The sequence below is a fragment of the Mycobacterium sp. TH-M116 genome (assembly GCF_057473685.1).
This window is the reverse complement of the sequence record NZ_JBYCLC010000376.1, coordinates 19,421-35,246: the sequence shown is the minus strand read 5'-3', so window position 1 is coordinate 35,246 and position 15,826 is coordinate 19,421. Positions and strand designations below refer to the sequence as shown.

Here is a 15,826-nt window from a genome sequence, read left to right as displayed (position 1 = left end):
TCGTCTGGTGTCGGGCGAGCCCGGGTCCGGTCGCTGCCTTAATGCCCCGATCGGTACATGGGTCCGTCGAGTGCTGCAGGAGCAATGATCAGAACCTAATAGCTTTGTAGGGCACTGGACGATTCCTGATCAGAACTCGGGGCTAGACCCCCTTCCACAGGCGGGAACGCCGGCTGCTCTGCGACCTTCCGAGTGAGCGGTCGGCCAGCGAGTGTCGACGGAACGCCTGACCGATACCGGGGTCGGCTAGACCTGCCGGGAGAACGGCGAGGTCGGCGTGTCGTGACCGGCTGCTCCTCGGAAGGGGTTGGGGTGGGGAACGTGGTTCGAGCCCGCCTGCACGATCGACACCTCATCGACGGGGAGCCGTTGAGCTCTGACAAAGACTGGGGGTCGTGCGGGTTGCTGGGGTCGCGAACGGCTCAATCGGAGGTCAGGCCATCAGAGCCTTGCTATTAGGGCGCCGCGCGTTCTCACAAAGGGTCACGCACCCAACACATTTCGACAACCAAGGAGGTAAATTTGTCCATGGTCACGTGTGGGATCGACTGGGCCCAGGATCATCATGACGTCGCGCTGGTGGATGCCGACGGTCGGCTGGTCGCCAGACGGCGCATCCCCGAGTCGGTCGCCGGATTCGCCGAACTGACCGCCATGCTGGCCGATGCCGACGACGACCCTGAGGATCCGATCCCGGTCGCGATCGAGACCCCGCGCGGGTTGCTGGTCGCCGTGTTGCGGGCCAGCGGTCGACCGATCTACCCGATCAACCCGATGTCGGTGGCCCGCTATCGGGAACGGACGTCGATGTCGGGCAAGAAGTCTGACCACGGCGATGCGGTCACGCTGGCCAACATCCTGCGTACCGACATCGACCAGCATCGTCGGTTACCCGCCGACACCGAACTGGCGCAATCGATCACCGTGCTGGCCCGTGCCCACCAGGACGCCACCTGGCGGCGTAACCGGGCCGGCAACGAACTGCGGTCGCTGCTGCGGGAATATTTCCCGGGTTTCCTGCACGCCTTCGCCGACCGTCCCGGCGGAATCACCGCACCCGAAGCTCGTGCGGTGCTCGCCATCGCTGCCACCCCGGCCAAGGCGGCGCGGCTGTCAAAGCCGCAGATCACCGCCGCCCTGCGCCGCGCCGGACGCCAACGCGGCCTGACCACGCTCGCGGCGACAATCCACCAGCAGCTGCGGCTGCCGCAGCTGCGACACCCCGCCCCGGTCGAAGACGCCTTCGGTATCCAAGCAGTCGCATTGCTGGCCACCCTCGACGCTGAGTGCGCCAACGTCGACCGGCTGGGCGAGGCCACCGCCGCCACCTTTGCCCAGCACGCCGACCACAGGATCATCACCTCATTTGTGGGGGTCGGCGACCTTACCGGTGCCCGCCTGCTCGCCGAAATCGGCGACGACCGAACACGATTCGCCGACGCCCGAGCATTGAAGGCGTTCGCCGGGTCGGCGCCCGTCACCAAAGCCTCTGGGCGCAGCATCCGCATCACTCACCGGCACGTGAAGAACAACCGACTTGCCGCCGTCGGATTCGTCTGGGCGTTCATCGCGGCCGGCTGCGAAGGACCCACCCGCGCTCACTACCTGACACGCCGCGACCACGGCGACCGCCACCCCGCAGCCCTGCGCCACCTCTACAACCGCATGCTCGGCCAGCTCTACCACTGCCTGCAAACCAGCCAAACCTACGACCCAATCAAGGCATACCGACCACCCCCGACGCACCCCACACGAGCCGCCGCTTGACTGTTAACAAGATCGGAGGTCTGTGGATGAGCCTCGGCGAGGCGGCGTAGGAAAGGGCGCACCTTCCCGAGGATGATCTGAATGTCGAAGGTCTGATCAAGAGCCGGCGTTGGCGCGCTGGTTCGGGAAGGTACGCCCATGCTCACGGTAGTTCACGATGCGGATTCATCCAACGAGGATGCTGGCTCGTCGCGGTCGTTGCTCGATGAGATTGTCCGCGACGGTGCCCGCCAGATGCTGGCCGCAGCGTTGCGGGCTGAGGTCGCCGCCTACATCGAGGCTCATGCCGGTGAGCTTGATGAGAACGGGCACCGGCTGGTGGTGCGCAATGGCTATCACCGCGAGCGCGAGGTGCTCACCGCGGCGGGCGCGGTGAGTGTGACCGCGCCGCGGGTCAATGACAAACGTGTTGACCCGGACACTGGTGAGCGGCAACGGTTTTCCTCGGCGATCCTGCCGGCGTGGGTGCGCAAGTCGCCGCAGATGACCGAGGTGTTGCCGTTGCTGTATCTGCATGGCTTGTCGACCAGTGATTTCGGTCCGGCGTTGGAGCAGTTCCTGGGCTCGGGTGCCGGCTTGTCGGCCACGACGATCACCCGACTCACCACGCAGTGGCAGGACGAGGCCAAGGCCTTCGAGGCCCGTGATCTGTCGGGCACCGACTACGTCTACCTGTGGGTCGACGGCATCCATCTCAAGGTGCGCCTGGAGCAGGAGAAGTCTGTTTGCTGGTGATGATCGGTGTGCGCGCTGACGGCCGCAAGGAGCTGGTCGCGCTCACCGACGGGTACCGGGAGTCGGCCGAGTCGTGGGCTGATCTGTTGCGGTCGTGCCGACGTCGCGGGATGACCGCACCGGTGCTGGCCGTCGGCGATGGGGCCCTGGGGTTCTGGAAGGCCGTGCGTGAGGTGTTCCCGGCCACCGGCGAGCAGCGGTGCTGGTTTCACAAGCAGGCCAATGTTCTTGCCTGCCTGCCAAAGTCGGCTCATCCGGGGGCGATCGCGGCGATGCGGGAGATCTACAACGCCGAGGATATCGACCACGCGCAGGTGGCGATCAAGGCGTTCGAGGTGGACTACGGCGCCAAGTACCCCAAGGCGGTCGCCAAGATCGTCGATGACGCCGATGTGCTGCTGGAGTTCTATAAGTACCCGGCCGAGCACTGGGTCCATCTGCGCACTACCAACCCGATCGAATCAACGTTTGCCACGGTACGTTTGAGGACCAAGGTGACCAAGGGGCCGGGTTCACGCGTCGCCGGAATGGCCATGGCTTACAAGCTGATCGACGCCGCGCAAGCCCGCTGGCGAGCCGTCAACGCACCGCACCTGGTCGCTCTGGTCCGGGCCGGCGCGATCTTCCACAAAGGCAAACTGCTCGAGCGACCCACCGACATCACCCCGTCGGCGGACTCGGCACCGACCGAATCAACTGGAACGGAGGTCGCCTGAAACAAGCCGATCCACAGGTATTGACAATTCCTCGTGCTGCAGTAGGCCGCCCGCAACTGGTCGCTGGTCCGCCATGTGACGGCCTATGTGACCGCGCAGGAGCGGCCCCTGGCCGTGTCTGGGCATGAAAAAGCCTCGCGCGTCGAAATCGAGATTCGACGACTGCGAGGCGAAAGCCAGCGTGGTAATGCGCGTGAAGCCGCTGACGGGGACGTCCGCGCACAAGGAGGCTACGGCGGCATCGGCAGCTTTCTCCCGGCGGAAAGGACGCTCATTTCAGGGGGCTACCGAAGCCACTCGCGAAGCGCAGCCGCGGCGGCGCCCACGATCTCGGCGAGCCCACCGAGGATGGCCACGATGCGTTCTGACGGCTCATCGCGCCGGCAGAACACCGCTTGGTAGACCATCACCAGCACAGGCAGAATCCAGATCAGATTCCACGCGCCCGAGACGACCATATTGACCTCCTTGCGAGGTGTACCAACAGAAAGTGCCCGACCGGGGCCGGGCACAAAAAAAGCCGGGAAGACCCGGCTTCGACGCGCAAATAACGCGCCTTCTCATGGGTGAAACCATGAAAAGATCAGTCCAGCAGTACATTTCGATGGCTGGATAACCTACGGAACTGGCTGTGTGTGCAGTTGTTCGGTGAGCCCGCTAACGGGGCGGGAGAGAAGGTTTTCGAGGGTAGCGACCGGATGTGGACACAGTCGTGCTACTGCGATTGTGCGGCAAGTCTACCGGCATCAAGGCCTAAGCGGGGTGACAGAAAAGTCTGGGGAATGTGCTGGCATCAACCGGATTTTGGGCGCACTAACGGCACCCCGTTCACTGTACTCGCAGCTAGATGCATCCGAATGGAAGCAGGCAACCTGGGCGTGTTGCGCTGCTTCGTCGGGGACGATGTGTCATTCGTCGGGGATGACGGCTCCCGGCTCGAACGCCTCACCGGCGTTGAACTCCTCTTCAAAGCGGTCGCACAGGTCGGTGATGGCTTTGCGGATGAACTTCTGCTGGTGACTGATGCCGGTGTACGGCCGTGTCCACGTAATGGTGTTGACCATCCGCTCTTTCAACTCCACGGGCAACGACAGCAGGATGTCGGCGGAGATGCGGTCGCTCTGAGCCATCCGAACATCTTTACTGCTCTGGATCATGATCGTGCACGGTTGGCGAACTGCGGCTAGCTCCCCGTGTTCGGCGAGGCGGCCTATCCTGCGAAGGTGACGGAAGAGAGCGGCGATACCGGGGTGGTGCAGGGCCGCTGCTCCCCCGCGCCGGTGCGTCAACGGCCCGACCTCGGTATCCCGGATGACCGCGATGAGCCGTCTGCCGAGGACGACTGGCCTGTTGATGATCTCGATGACTGGCCCATCGATGATCCATCCGTTGACGTGGCGCGTCTCCGCGAAACGCTACGAGAAGCAGACGCCGACATCGCCGCCGGCCGCACGTTCGGCGAAGACGAGATCCGCGCCCGCTACGGCCTTCCCCCAAAATGAGGTCGAAGTGATTCACGTGGAAGTCGAGCCCGACCCGGATGACCTCGATGTCGGCTACGCCCAGCTGGCGTCGGAGTTCAACAGCGACACCGCCAATGGTGAACGCCGAGCCGCCCGGGACCGCTATGCGGGTCGGACTGGCGAGCCGTAGAAAAGAACGCCCCGCCTGTTCAGATGAGCCGGGGGTCGCCGTCTTCGTCGAGGATGATGTGCCGTTCGCCGCGCTGGAGTGCGTCGAGTGCGAGGTCTATCTCGTGGACGGCGAGATCGGTGATCCGGCTGGGGCCGAGGACGATGATCTCGTCAGTGTGTTCAGCGCCGCCGCCGGCCGCCAGACCGACGTACTCCGCGTTGGGGGCGACGACGAACTGCAGATCCCAGCCGATAACGTCTCCCACCTTGCGTGCGCGTCGGTCGAGAGCTCGCACGTCGTCGGCGGTCAGCACGTGATGCCCCTCCCCCGCCATCAGGCGTTGTCGGCGGTTATGCGGCGCAGCGTGTTCAGCTCGTTGAGCAGCTGCTCGTAGCGCTGAAGGGACATGACAACGGCGGCGGGCTTGCCGGCGGTGTCGGCCAGGACGATGTTGCCGCCACTGGTGGTCACCTGATTGATCAGGCGCTGATGCAGTTCGCGGACTGGGATCAGCTCACTGGGGACGGCTTGCGCGCCGCCGAGGGCTTCAACGGTGGTACGGATCATGGGATTTCGCCTTTCGGAAGTGGGTCGGTCTGGTGTCCCCTCGACCCGCCTGTCGAGCCGAGGGGACACTGCCGAATCTGGTTGATGCTCAACCGCGTTCGGTGACGGTGGTGTTGGGGTGACGTGCGGCCGTGGAGCCCTTCACGAACTTGCCGGTGATGGCACTGCGGTGATGGGTTCCGCTGCTGCGGTTGGCGCCCCGTTCGGTGACCGTGGTCTTGGGGTTGCGCGCCGCGGTGGACGCCTTGACGTAGCGACCGGTGGTCGCGCTGCGGTGATGGCCCTTGGCCATTGTCTTGTCCTTTCGGTTTGTCCGGCCCGGTGTTGAGCCGGATACCGGTCTATAAGTGCGCTCGTCGGCTCGATCCCTGAATTCCCCGGAATTGTTTCGGTCGCCCTCGGAGGCGCGGCGGGCCAGGGCGTCGCCTTCGGCGGCGGTCACCGACCTGCGGGCTGCCCGCGCGGTGGGGGTGCCCAACGAGCTGGCGTCGATCAGTGCGGTGAGGTGCTTGATGGTGGTCACGACGTCCTCTTTCGGTTTCGGAGTTGGCGGAGTTGGTGGCCGAGGAGGTTTTCCACGCTCTTGGCGTCGCGCAGCCCCAGCTTGTTGGCGATCTCGCGCTGGGTGAAGCCGTGTTCCTGCAGGAACAGTGCTTGGCGCGCCCGGTCGGTGGTCAGCAGGGCCATCGCTTCGGCCACGGTGTCGTTGGCGACGATGGTCTCCTCGATGCCCTTGATGACGTCGAACTCGTCTTCAGGGAGTTCGTCCATCGGCGTGGTGGCCTCCTGGATGCGCTCTTTCTCGGCCCGCAGTGCGCTGCGGTAGATGTTGGCGAACTGATAGAGGCACTGGCCGATGAAGAAGGTGCTCAGCGATGCACCTCCCGAGGGTTGCCAGCGGTGGGTCTTGAGCACCTTGTCGCGGAAGTAGATCAGCGCGGCGACCACGGTGTCGGTGGCGATGTCGTCGATGGTCTGGTCGTCGGGCCAGCCCTCGATGCGGCCCAGACCGTAGCCGGTCAGCGTCTTGGCCTTGCCGTAGATGGTGCCGTGGCGGATCCAGGCGCGCAGCACGCCGAGGCCGTAGCGGGTCAGTTCGCGGGAGAACCGCTCCCACAGCCGGCCGGTGAATTGCTCCAACTGCAGCGCCAGCAGCAGCTCCTCATCGGCTTGAAGACGCCGCAGTCGTTCCAGCTCGGCGGCCAGTTCGGCGGCCAGATCAGGGTCGTCGAGCCAGGCACCGACCAAGCCCTCGTCGACGTCCTGGATGTCGCCCTGGTTGTCCGGTTGTAAGCGCGCGGCATCAACGGGCGGGCCGGGGCGGCGTGCCGGTCGATCCATGGCTACATCTCCAGGAGGCGAGAAAGAGACAACCGATCCCTACGGTTGTCGCTTCCTCTTAAGTCCGCGCGTACGGCCTACCCCTGAAATCTGGAGAAAGTTTTTTCCAGGCAAGTGGTCGCGGGCCGTGCTGCGACCATTGTCCCAGGTCGAACCGACATGTTTCGGCATAGCGGAGGGCTCTGGGGCCCTGGACCGCGACCGAAAGATGGCCTTTCAGCCGCAGACAGCGCTGCTCAAAGCAAAGAGCCCGGGTCGGTCGCAAGGACCGAATACCGGGCTCTTCCTGGCTTTAACCGGGCACGCGCTACACGTCACACCGGTCTGTATGCACCCAATCGTACGTGGACCCCTGATAGAACTCAACGGTGACGGCACCGGGCCCCTGGGTTGAACAATGGTTGAGCCCCCAGCGATTCCACACGTACATGCTCCTGGCCGGTGGGGACCGCACCCGTGCTCTCGACCTGCACGAATGGAACACCCAGCTCAACGCCGCACTGCTGCACGATTTTGCCCACCTCGAAGTTGGCCTTCGCAACTTCTACGACCGGGCACTCATGAACGCCGTCCAGCCAGGCGAAGCCCACTGGACCGACCCAGCTTCATTCACCGCGCTATTCCCGGCGGTACCGGGCAACGACGCCCGCACCCACGCCGACCTGGCCTCCGCACGCACCAAGGCCGGCGGCCCGTCCGCCCCTCCCGGAAAAATCCTTGCCGAGCTGACCTTCGGGTTCTGGGTCCTGCTGACCAGCTCGCGGCACACGACGCTTCTCTGGAACCCACATCTGGAAGCTCTCTACCCGGCCGGGTCCCAGCGACACAAAATTCACTCCGGCCTCGATGACATGCGTAAGGCGCGCAACCGGGTAGCTCACCACGAGCCCGTCCGCGTCGCCGACGTCAACAACCTGATTCGCCGAATGCGCCGCTACGCCGGTTACATCTCTCCCGACCTCCGGCACTACATCCGACAGACCAGCACCGTCGACTCGCTCTTGCAGTCACGTCCTTGACGTGGTGCATGAGCGAGATCACCGTCGCCCGGTAAGCGCATCGATTATGTCGGCTACTGCGCGGCCGATATCGGTAATGCCGGTGGTCGAGCCGGTGGTGCGAACGACATAGGCTGCTAGAAGGCAGAAGCAGACGATCGCAACGATGCTGACGACGGCGGCGTTGGTACTCATGGGCGGTGCTCCATTGGGCGTATACGACCGGAACGGCGGAGCGGCTCCGGCGCCGCGCGGTCAGCGCGGTCCATACTTTCGAGGTCGCCGCAGGCAGAAATACAGGGTGTGCAGGGAAGCTGCCCTACTCGTTGCATAAGCGGGAAGCTAGTAAACCACCGTGCAGGACTTCGGCCGATAGCACTCTGAGCAGCAAAGATGGGCGATCTGTCGCAGTGGAAGTTGACTCAGAACAGGACAACGCCCAGCGGACGAAACCAAGGCCGCGCGTACGTGTCGGAAGCCGTGAGTGGGTCCACGGCGTGAGCCCGGAAAGCGTTATAACCTTCTGTCGTTCTAACGTTATAGAACTTAAACGGTAAAACGTTGTAGCACTTAAGCGTTACAGAGTTACAGCGCTATAATGCTGATGTGACAGTCAACATTGCTGTGTGCCACTCCCGTAAGGGTGGTGTGGGCAAGTCTTTCCTGGCCTACGAGCTGGCCCATCTGCTGGATGCGGTTCTCGTCGATCTAGAGCACGACGGGGGAGGCGTGACGGCCAAGTGGGGGTATCGCCCCCAAGATCACCCACGATCACGGCTTCTGGATGCACTGGAAGCGGGCGCCACCGCGCCGCGGCCGCTACGCGGATTCAAGAAGCCCGACCTCATTCCAGGTCATCCCGATCTCTATGACCACCAGCCCGACGCCAACACCATGGCTGATGCCCTCACCAAATGGGCATCCGAATGGGGCAAACCGTGGATCGTGGTCGACACCCATCCCGGCGCCAGCCCAGCTGCCCACGGTGCCCTGGCCGTGGCCAACATCGTGCTGGCCCCGACTGCGCTACGCACCGCTGAACTCGACGCCACCGCCGAGCTGGTCAATGAGGCGGCCGACTACCCGCTCGTCATCGTCCCCAACTTCGTCCCCACAACACCACCGGCCGCCGAAATTCAGCGACTGCGCAGCATCATCGCCAACACACCCGTACAGGTCGCTCCACCGATACCGACCGCGCTGCACGTAGGAACACGCAAGAAGCGCATCGCCATCACCGCCGAAGCGCCACCTGCGAAGTCGCTACAGAAAGTCGCGGCCGCGCTCACCGGTCTCAGCACCTTCGTGAAGGAGTACGTCAATGGCTGACGGCCTGGACTCGCTCACCGCCATGCGCTCGAAGTCGACCACATCGCGCCGCACAATCCCGCCGCCGCGACACCAACCGCGTCGCACGCCGGTCGACATGCCCGCCGCACCATCGCCAGCAGCCGTATCCGAACCGCCCAAGGCGCAGCCGCCGGCGGCCCCTGTTGCCTCGACGACGACCCCGCCGGCCTCCGGCACCGACCTCACGAAAGTGTCGATCTACCTCGATGACACCACGGACGCCTCCCTCGAGGCTGTGCGCGCAGCGGCCCGCGCGACCAAGCCACGCGTCGACGCCACTCGCAGCGCCGTCGTCCGACTGGCGCTTACCCGGCTCGCCGAACAGCTCACCCCAGCAGAAATCGTCGCTGAGCTGCAACGCAGCGCCGCCACCCATAGCGGCCCCGGCCGCAAACGCGCCTAAACAACGCTTTAGCGTTATAGCGCTATAACGCTAAAGCGTTCAATTGCGCACGTACGTCTTCCTCGGCCTCGATTGTGGCGAAACGATGGGTGGTGGCCGTCAAGGCCGGTAACCGCCGCTGCGCGGTCGACCTACGGTCGAGCCTGGACAGCCACCACCCACCGCGCACACGGGCCACTACGAGGAAGTAGCGGAAAAGCTGGTCATGAGGGGGAGCGAAGGGCTATTCGGACTGAGGCACGCCGGCCCGGTCCAGAAACTCGTTGAGCGCCGCATCCACGATGTCGGTGACCGCATACCCGCGGTCCTTCAACACCTCCACGCGCTGCTGCGTGCCTGGCCGCACATAGGTGTTCAACGGCACCTTCTGGTGCCGCTTACGCAAGGGCAGCGCGTTACCGGCAGCGCCGGGCATACCGCCGTCGAGAGCATCCCCAGCCGAATTGGGCATGCACGCATCCTACATGCAGGACTAGGAGTAGTTTGCACGCAAGTTGCTTGCATGTATGCACGCACGCTCTTACAGTGAGGGCATGGAAACTCCCGGCACGGTCCAAGACGACGTGAGTGCGGTTCGGGACTTCGCGTCCCAGGTCCGTGCGCTGTGTGCGCAGCTGACAGCCAATCCGTTCAACACCCCCGCCGCAGAGAAGCTCCTCGATCTGCTCCTGGAGGACGCCCCGGCAGTGGATCTCGCCTTCGAACGGGTGTTGCGGTCGGTGATCCACGGACCCGCATCGACCGGCGCCCCGATCCTGGACATGCTCGGCGGCCCATGCTGCACCGGTTCGAACGCCGCGCGCGTCGTCGGCGCGGCGGCCTAAAGTCGGCCCTGATGAGCCATCGGCCACACCACGTGTTGCTGCGCGCGAGGCGGACCGTGGTTGAAGACAGCTTCGGCCGTCAATTGGGCGCTCCTGTTGGCGATCATCTCGGTCAGGTCGTACTGCACTTCGCTGCAGGCCTCGTTGAGCAGAACCTGTTGCGCCGAGGCGATCATCGTGGACTCATCCGCGTCGCTGACGTGTGATCGGGCCGCCCAGTCGCTCATCCGGTCGCCGATCGAGTCCATCTCCGAGAGCACCATGCAGGCCGCCTCGCTGGCGTATTCCTCGATGAACGCCGACCGCGCCTCAGCCGGCCACCACGTCGGGATCGGGAGCTGGGCCGTGTACACCGCCGTGATGGCCGCCTCCAGCTCGGCTGCATCGATCACAAGCCGAACGGTAGCCGTGTGAAAGGAGAGGCGGGATGTGCGCGTGTCGGTACCAGGTACATGGGTCTTTCTGCGTGAAGATCAGGTGCATGGCCCAACCGCACAAAGGTCCGCGCGAGCAGATCAAGGTTCGCGCTGACGCATCCGTCTACGCCCGGCTTCGCGAAATGGCCGCCGAACGCGGCACAAGCGTCAGCCAGCTTTCGGCCGACCTGCTCGCTATCGCGGTCGGGCGTCCCGAGGCTGTTCGCGAACTCGACAAGGAGGTTCTGCCGCTGGCGATGTGATCACCCGCCAGGACCCCAAACTTTGCTTGGAGGGCAGGGCGTCTTGGCCTACGTGACATCTGAATAGCTGGTGTGCGGATTCTCCCGCTGACATGACTAAGGCCCCGCGTTAGCGAGGCCCTGTCGGGGGTTTCGAACCGAGTTGGCGCTCGGTTCCGGGTCCGCACCCGATATCCCCGAAGGGACGATGACTTTGCCGGTCACGTCTCACGGTAGCGCACGTTCTACTGCGGTTCTAGATACGCCGCGAAAAGAGTGCGCGAATCGTGACCTCCACACCGGTTCCCAGCGCGCCAGCAGCGCGCGGCCGGCACCACTCGGCGCTGCACTCAGCAGCGCCGGTTCCAGCAGCCCCCATGTGGCTCGTGCGCACGCCAATGAGCGTCGTCGTGACTGGGTGACGCGCGCGGGCTCCTGCGCACCGTCCGCGCCGATGTGGACCAGTCGCGCCGGGTGGCTCGACGGGCTGTCTCGGTGGGTGCACTCCCCGGCGTTCGGACAGCTGTGCGCTGAGGCGCGGGTGTCGATCACCACGGCCACGCTGTTGTCGATCGCCACGGTGATGGCCGAGCACGCCGATCACGGCACCGGCCGCCACGTCGCCGTCACCCGCGCGACAATCGCCGACAAGGTGGGCTGCGACGTACGCACCGTCACCGCCGCCTGGCGCGTGCTGCGGGCCTCCAGATGGGCCGTGGAAGCCCAACGCGGCCACGGTTCGACAACCACACCCAGCGTCGGCCGCCGACCCTCGGTGTACCACCTGGTCCCGCGTCGCGAAGCCCGTCCAGCGACCCCACCGCTCGTGCATGATTTCCACCTACCGCCGTCAGGCGGTGTCAGTTGTTCTTCTCCCGTAGGGAGTTACTCACCAAGCGGGCGCGCAAGCGCGCCCGCCAACCGATGCTGCGACAACACGCGACAAGCCCGGCCGCGGCGCGCTACCGCGCGACCGCTGGCCACCCAGAAACTCGCCGCGGGACTGGTCGCGCTCACCCACGGTCTCGACCGCGCCCACATCGGTGCCATCTGCGATGCACTCACCGGCGCCGGCATCGACCCCGCAGTGTGGTCCGCGCGGGCGGTCAACGACGCCCTCAACGCCGACATGCGCACCCGAGGAACGACCTGGCCCGACCACATCGCCAACCCCGGTGCGTTCCTGGCCAGCCGGTTGCGACGGCTGTCCTGGACACCCCCCGAGACGGCGCCGACAAAGGCCGGCGGCTGCGCCGCCGCCAGCATCGACCAGACGCCGCACCCAGTGGTGCTCACCGATGCAGCGCGGGCCCGGATCACCGCCGCCCAAGAAGAGATCCGCCGAGTGCTCACCGAACGCGCCCAACGGCGCGGCGCGACATCGGGCTGTCGGTCCAGACATGGCACGGCGGCGCGATGAACCGACTCGCAGCAGACCACCGTGCGGTCCGCGGCGACGCGATGGAGCGCACCGTTGAACGTTCGGTCGACGAGGCGCCTAGTGGTTGCGAACCGGCGCGCTGACGGTGCGGCCAGACGCCACTCTCAGCACCCCCACCAGCGGCCTTTTCGTCGCTTTTCACTCACGTCTTCCGCACTGCCTCCCGCTTCTCTCCCACCCCTCTCGCTGTTCCCATGTTCGCCCGTTCCCCGCATCCCCGCATCCCCGCATCCCCGCTGCCCCTCTCACAACCCACCCCCGACTTCAGTACTGCTCTACCGCTCTAACGATATGGCACATTTGCACAATTGTGTGCGATGCTTGGTGTTGTCGTCGTTTTTGGAGTTCCCTTGGCGCCGGTGAAGGGGGTGGTGCGGTGTTGACGGTGGCGAAGTTGTCGTTGTGGTCGGTGAACTATTACAACGACACCGCGCGGGCGGTCGGCGACGCTGTGGCCGACCGGCAGAAGGCCAACGGGGGGTTGGCGGAGTACTACGCCGAACGCGACACCCGCACCCCGGTATGGACGTGCGCGGGGGACGTTCGCGTGGTCGCGGAACTGGTCGGTTTGACCGACGGTGAGCGTGCGGGTGGGGATGCTGATCCCGACGTGGTGGCGCGCTGGCTGGACGCCGGGGTTGCGCCGTCAGGGGAGTGTGGACGTGCGCACGGCAGGAGCGGTGTGCACGGGTTCGATTTGACGTTCTGCGCGCCCAAGTCGGTGTCGTTGGTGCGGGCGTTCGGCGACGACGTGATCGACAAGGCGGTGTCGGCGGCGCATCAGACGGCGATCGCCGAAGCGCTCGAGTACTTGGCGGCCCATGCCGGCTACACCCGCGTGCACAACCCGGTCACGGGAGAGAAAGATCTGCAGAAGCTGCCCGGTTTGGTAGCCGCGGCCTACCAACACGAGACCTCGCGGGCGGGGGATCCGCACCTGCACACCCACGTGTTGGTGCCCAACCGGCAGGCCCGCGCCGATGGCCGGCTGGTGTCCATCGACGGCACGTCGTTGTTTCATGAAGCGCGTGCGGCGGGGATCATCTACCAGGCCACCCTGCGCCACGAACTGCACCGCCTGACCGGTATCGAATGGGGCCCCGTCGACCCCTCCACGGGGATGGCCGAGCTCGCCGGAATCGACCCCACAACCATCATTGCGTGGTCGCAGCGGTCGACTCAGTTGCGGCAGTGGGCGGCGTCAAATCTGACCGTTGTCGAGGAGGTGTCGGCGGCGCAGTTGGCGGCCGCGCAGAAGGCCACCCGACCGCGCAAACCCGAGTCCCTGTCTTGGCAGGAATTGCGCGCGCAATGGCACGCCGACGAGCGTGGTTTTCACGTGTCGCAGACCGCGCAACGCCAGGCCCGCACCGAGCGTGAACACACCGCCCGCCAGGCTGCGGCGCGGGTCACCCGCACCGGGGTGGCGGTGAATCGGCGCGCGGTGGCGGCCATGGCCGCCCGGGGCGATAAGGCCGCGTTGACGCGCGCGGATCTGATCGAAGTTATCGGCGCCCAACTCCCCCTCATCGACGCCCCCGTCGCAGGCTCCCACAGTGCCGGCGACCGTGGCGCGGCAACGCCGCGCCAGCTCATCGAAGCGTGCGTCGACGCGGTCGGGATGCGGCTGTCCGGGCCACTCTTACCGCATCAGCGGGAGGGCTCGCAGCGGTACACCGTAGACCTCATTTTGGCCGAGGAACGACGCGTGTTCGACCTCGTCGACGCCACCAATGTGCGGGCGATGTCGTGGGTGCGTCCCGAGCACACCGCCGCGGTGTTGGGGCTGTCCGAACAGCAGCACCAGGTGGTCAGCTCGATCGCGTCCACCCCGCAGTTGGTGGTCCCGTTGAGCGCGCCGGCCGGTGCCGGGAAGACCACCTCGATGTGGGCGTTGCGCACCATCGTCGAACGCCGCCAGAAAGCGCGGGTGATCGTGATCGCCCCCACCGGCAAAGCCGTCGATGTCGCCCTCGCCGAAGGCGCCGCGTCAGAGGGCTACACCATGCACGCCGCCCTGAAACGATTGGCCGAGGGCCAGCTGGAGTTGGGGCCGTTCGACGTCGTCGTCGTCGATGAAGCCGGCATGGTCGGCACCGGTCACTGGCGCCAACTGCTGTCCGCGACGACGGCGGCCGGGACGAAAACCGTGCTGGTCGGTGACGCCCACCAGCTGGCGCCGGTCAAAGCGCGCGGCGGGATGTTCGCCCAACTCTGTGACGAGCTGCCCTGGACCCAACGCCTGAGCGAGGTGTGGCGCCAGCACGACCCTGCCGAGCGGGCCGCGTCCCTGGCGTTGCGTGATGGTGGGCCCGCCCCGGTGCGCCGCGCGATCGACTGGTACCAAGAGCACCACCGCCTCGCGTGCGGGGATCGGGTCACCATGGCCGCCGACGCGCTGACCGCCCACCACCGCGATCTGGCGGCCGGGAAAGACAGCCTGCTGCTGGCCGACACCGTCGAGATCACCGACGCCCTGAATTGCCGGGTCCACGACCACACCGTCGCTGACCGCGCCCGCGAAGGGCTCGAGGTGGCGACGGTGACCGGGGCGCGCAACCATCACATCAGCGCCGGCGACGTCATCGTCACCCGCAGCAACGACCCCACCCTCCCCGTCACCGCCGCCGACCGTAGCGGCCCGCTGGCCGATGCGCCGGTCCGCAACGGGCAACGCTGGCACGTCGTCGCCGTCGACACCAACCCTGAGCATCCGCGGATCGCCGCCCGCCGGCACGGCGACCAAGCATGGGCCGTGTTCAGTGGTGACTACCTGCGTGAGCATGTCCAGCTCGGGCACGCGGTCACCGTGCACACCGCCCAAGGCGTCACCGCCGAGACCACCCATGCCGTGCTGGCTGACACCGCCAGCCGCAACCTGGCCTACGTCGCCCTGACCCGCGGCCGCGCATCAAATCACGCCTACCTCTACCACCGCGCGGTCGGCGAAGGCGACCACCAACACCGCGACCTATCCGGGACCGACGGGGTACACCTGGCCCACCGCGGCAGCCCCACCCAAGCCGGCCGGGTGCTGCGCCAGATCATCGGCCACGACACCCCCGCCCGCACGGCCCACCACACCGCGGCCGAGACCCCCGACTATGAGCTACCCGACCGGGTCGCCTCCCTCGTCGCCGAACATCACCGCACCGTCACCGCCCGACTCATCAGCCATCGGAGATCTCAACGTAGACAACGGGATCGAGCCCTCGACCGCGTACTGGGGCTCGACCAGAGCCAATCCCGGAGCCAGGAAAGGGACCAGGGCTATGACCTCAGCCTCTGACCCGGCGGCCGTACTTGACACCGGCCGGATCGACGCGGTCGCTGAGGCGCATCCCCACGACTGAGGACACCACGGTCACACCGCTCGGAGTGGGTCGAGCTG

Annotated in this window: 19 protein-coding genes and 1 pseudogene; 11 read left to right on the top strand and 9 right to left on the bottom strand. The window is 65.9% G+C overall.

All coding sequences use genetic code 11. The features are described from left to right. The first annotated feature begins 528 nt into the window (after positions 1–528). On the top strand, positions 529–1,767 hold the full coding sequence (locus AC2VOK_RS19635; RefSeq protein ID WP_007172236.1) for an IS110 family RNA-guided transposase: 1,239 nt from the start codon (positions 529–531) through the stop codon (positions 1,765–1,767). Positions 1,768–1,905: 138 nt separating this feature from the next. Continuing rightward, positions 1,906–3,218 (top strand): annotated as a pseudogene (locus AC2VOK_RS19630) (IS256 family transposase). Between the two features lie 284 nt (positions 3,219–3,502). Here the strand turns inward: AC2VOK_RS19630 and AC2VOK_RS19625 are convergent. Together AC2VOK_RS19625 and AC2VOK_RS19620 are read right to left on the bottom strand one after the other, a co-directional pair. After that, a complete protein-coding gene (locus AC2VOK_RS19625) occupies positions 3,503–3,676 on the bottom strand; it encodes a hypothetical protein (RefSeq protein WP_165760961.1) in 174 nt (57 codons plus the stop codon). Between the two features lie 450 nt (positions 3,677–4,126). Further along, positions 4,127–4,348 (bottom strand): hypothetical protein, encoded by a 222-nt coding sequence (locus tag AC2VOK_RS19620; RefSeq protein WP_237159638.1) that lies wholly within the window; start codon positions 4,346–4,348, stop codon positions 4,127–4,129. A gap of 93 nt (positions 4,349–4,441) precedes the next feature. Between AC2VOK_RS19620 and AC2VOK_RS19615 the strand changes: the two genes are divergently transcribed. Both AC2VOK_RS19615 and AC2VOK_RS19610 read left to right on the top strand, forming a co-directional pair. Continuing rightward, positions 4,442–4,720, top strand: a complete 279-nt coding sequence (locus tag AC2VOK_RS19615; RefSeq protein WP_272818755.1) for a hypothetical protein — start codon at positions 4,442–4,444, stop codon at positions 4,718–4,720. 7 nt (positions 4,721–4,727) lie between these two features. After that, positions 4,728–4,871: a hypothetical protein gene (locus AC2VOK_RS19610; protein WP_165760960.1), complete on the top strand. Its 144-nt coding sequence runs from the start codon at positions 4,728–4,730 to the stop codon at positions 4,869–4,871. A gap of 19 nt (positions 4,872–4,890) precedes the next feature. Here the strand turns inward: AC2VOK_RS19610 and AC2VOK_RS19605 are convergent, their stop codons facing one another. From AC2VOK_RS19605 to AC2VOK_RS19590, 4 genes are all read right to left on the bottom strand, one after another. After that, positions 4,891–5,166, bottom strand: a complete 276-nt coding sequence (locus AC2VOK_RS19605) for a hypothetical protein (protein WP_237159637.1) — start codon at positions 5,164–5,166, stop codon at positions 4,891–4,893. Positions 5,167–5,186: 20 nt separating this feature from the next. Then, positions 5,187–5,420, bottom strand: coding sequence for a hypothetical protein (locus AC2VOK_RS19600; protein WP_083123073.1), 234 nt, complete (start codon positions 5,418–5,420; stop codon positions 5,187–5,189). A gap of 88 nt (positions 5,421–5,508) precedes the next feature. After that, positions 5,509–5,943 (bottom strand): hypothetical protein, encoded by a 435-nt coding sequence (locus AC2VOK_RS19595; RefSeq protein ID WP_110918828.1) that lies wholly within the window; start codon positions 5,941–5,943, stop codon positions 5,509–5,511. Further along, a complete protein-coding gene (locus AC2VOK_RS19590; protein ID WP_083123072.1) occupies positions 5,940–6,761 on the bottom strand; it encodes an RNA polymerase sigma factor in 822 nt (273 codons plus the stop codon). The genes AC2VOK_RS19595 and AC2VOK_RS19590 overlap by 4 nt, the downstream gene beginning before the upstream one ends. Positions 6,762–7,129: 368 nt before the next feature. On the opposite strand from AC2VOK_RS19590, the gene AC2VOK_RS19585 reads away from it, so the two are divergent. Next, the gene (locus AC2VOK_RS19585) at positions 7,130–7,780 is read left to right on the top strand and encodes a CAAX protease (protein ID WP_083123071.1); all 651 of its coding nucleotides are present in this window, start codon (positions 7,130–7,132) and stop codon (positions 7,778–7,780) included. 18 nt (positions 7,781–7,798) lie between these two features. On the opposite strand, the gene AC2VOK_RS19580 is transcribed toward AC2VOK_RS19585, so the two are convergent. Next, entirely contained in the window at positions 7,799–7,954 is a 156-nt protein-coding gene (locus AC2VOK_RS19580) for a hypothetical protein (protein WP_165760958.1), read from the bottom strand. Between the two features lie 411 nt (positions 7,955–8,365). On the opposite strand from AC2VOK_RS19580, the gene AC2VOK_RS19575 reads away from it, so the two are divergent. Next, complete coding sequence (locus AC2VOK_RS19575; protein WP_083123070.1) at positions 8,366–9,088, top strand: ParA family protein; 723 nt, start codon at positions 8,366–8,368, stop codon at positions 9,086–9,088. Further along, a complete protein-coding gene (locus AC2VOK_RS19570) occupies positions 9,081–9,512 on the top strand; it encodes a hypothetical protein (RefSeq protein WP_083123069.1) in 432 nt (143 codons plus the stop codon). Before AC2VOK_RS19575 ends, AC2VOK_RS19570 begins: the two co-directional genes overlap by 8 nt. Before the next feature lie 223 nt (positions 9,513–9,735). Here the strand turns inward: AC2VOK_RS19570 and AC2VOK_RS19565 are convergent, their stop codons facing one another. Beyond that, positions 9,736–9,963: a hypothetical protein gene (locus AC2VOK_RS19565; RefSeq protein WP_083123068.1), complete on the bottom strand. Its 228-nt coding sequence runs from the start codon at positions 9,961–9,963 to the stop codon at positions 9,736–9,738. An 82-nt stretch (positions 9,964–10,045) separates the two neighbouring features. Here AC2VOK_RS19565 and AC2VOK_RS19560 point away from each other — a divergent pair, with 82 nt between their 5' ends. Then, positions 10,046–10,336, top strand: coding sequence for a hypothetical protein (locus AC2VOK_RS19560; protein ID WP_083123067.1), 291 nt, complete (start codon positions 10,046–10,048; stop codon positions 10,334–10,336). On the opposite strand, the gene AC2VOK_RS19555 is transcribed toward AC2VOK_RS19560, so the two are convergent. Beyond that, positions 10,333–10,728: a hypothetical protein gene (locus tag AC2VOK_RS19555; RefSeq protein WP_342931158.1), complete on the bottom strand. Its 396-nt coding sequence runs from the start codon at positions 10,726–10,728 to the stop codon at positions 10,333–10,335. The genes AC2VOK_RS19560 and AC2VOK_RS19555 overlap by 4 nt on opposite strands. A gap of 89 nt (positions 10,729–10,817) precedes the next feature. On the opposite strand from AC2VOK_RS19555, the gene AC2VOK_RS19550 reads away from it, so the two are divergent. From AC2VOK_RS19550 to mobF, 3 genes are all read left to right on the top strand, one after another. Further along, on the top strand, positions 10,818–11,015 hold the full coding sequence (locus AC2VOK_RS19550; protein ID WP_036405108.1) for a ribbon-helix-helix protein, CopG family: 198 nt from the start codon (positions 10,818–10,820) through the stop codon (positions 11,013–11,015). Positions 11,016–11,448: 433 nt separating this feature from the next. Further along, positions 11,449–12,414 (top strand): rep protein, encoded by a 966-nt coding sequence (locus tag AC2VOK_RS19545; protein ID WP_237159636.1) that lies wholly within the window; start codon positions 11,449–11,451, stop codon positions 12,412–12,414. Between the two features lie 397 nt (positions 12,415–12,811). After that, complete coding sequence (gene mobF, locus AC2VOK_RS19540) at positions 12,812–15,724, top strand: MobF family relaxase (RefSeq protein ID WP_083123066.1); 2,913 nt, start codon at positions 12,812–12,814, stop codon at positions 15,722–15,724. The last annotated feature ends 102 nt before the right edge of the window (positions 15,725–15,826 follow it).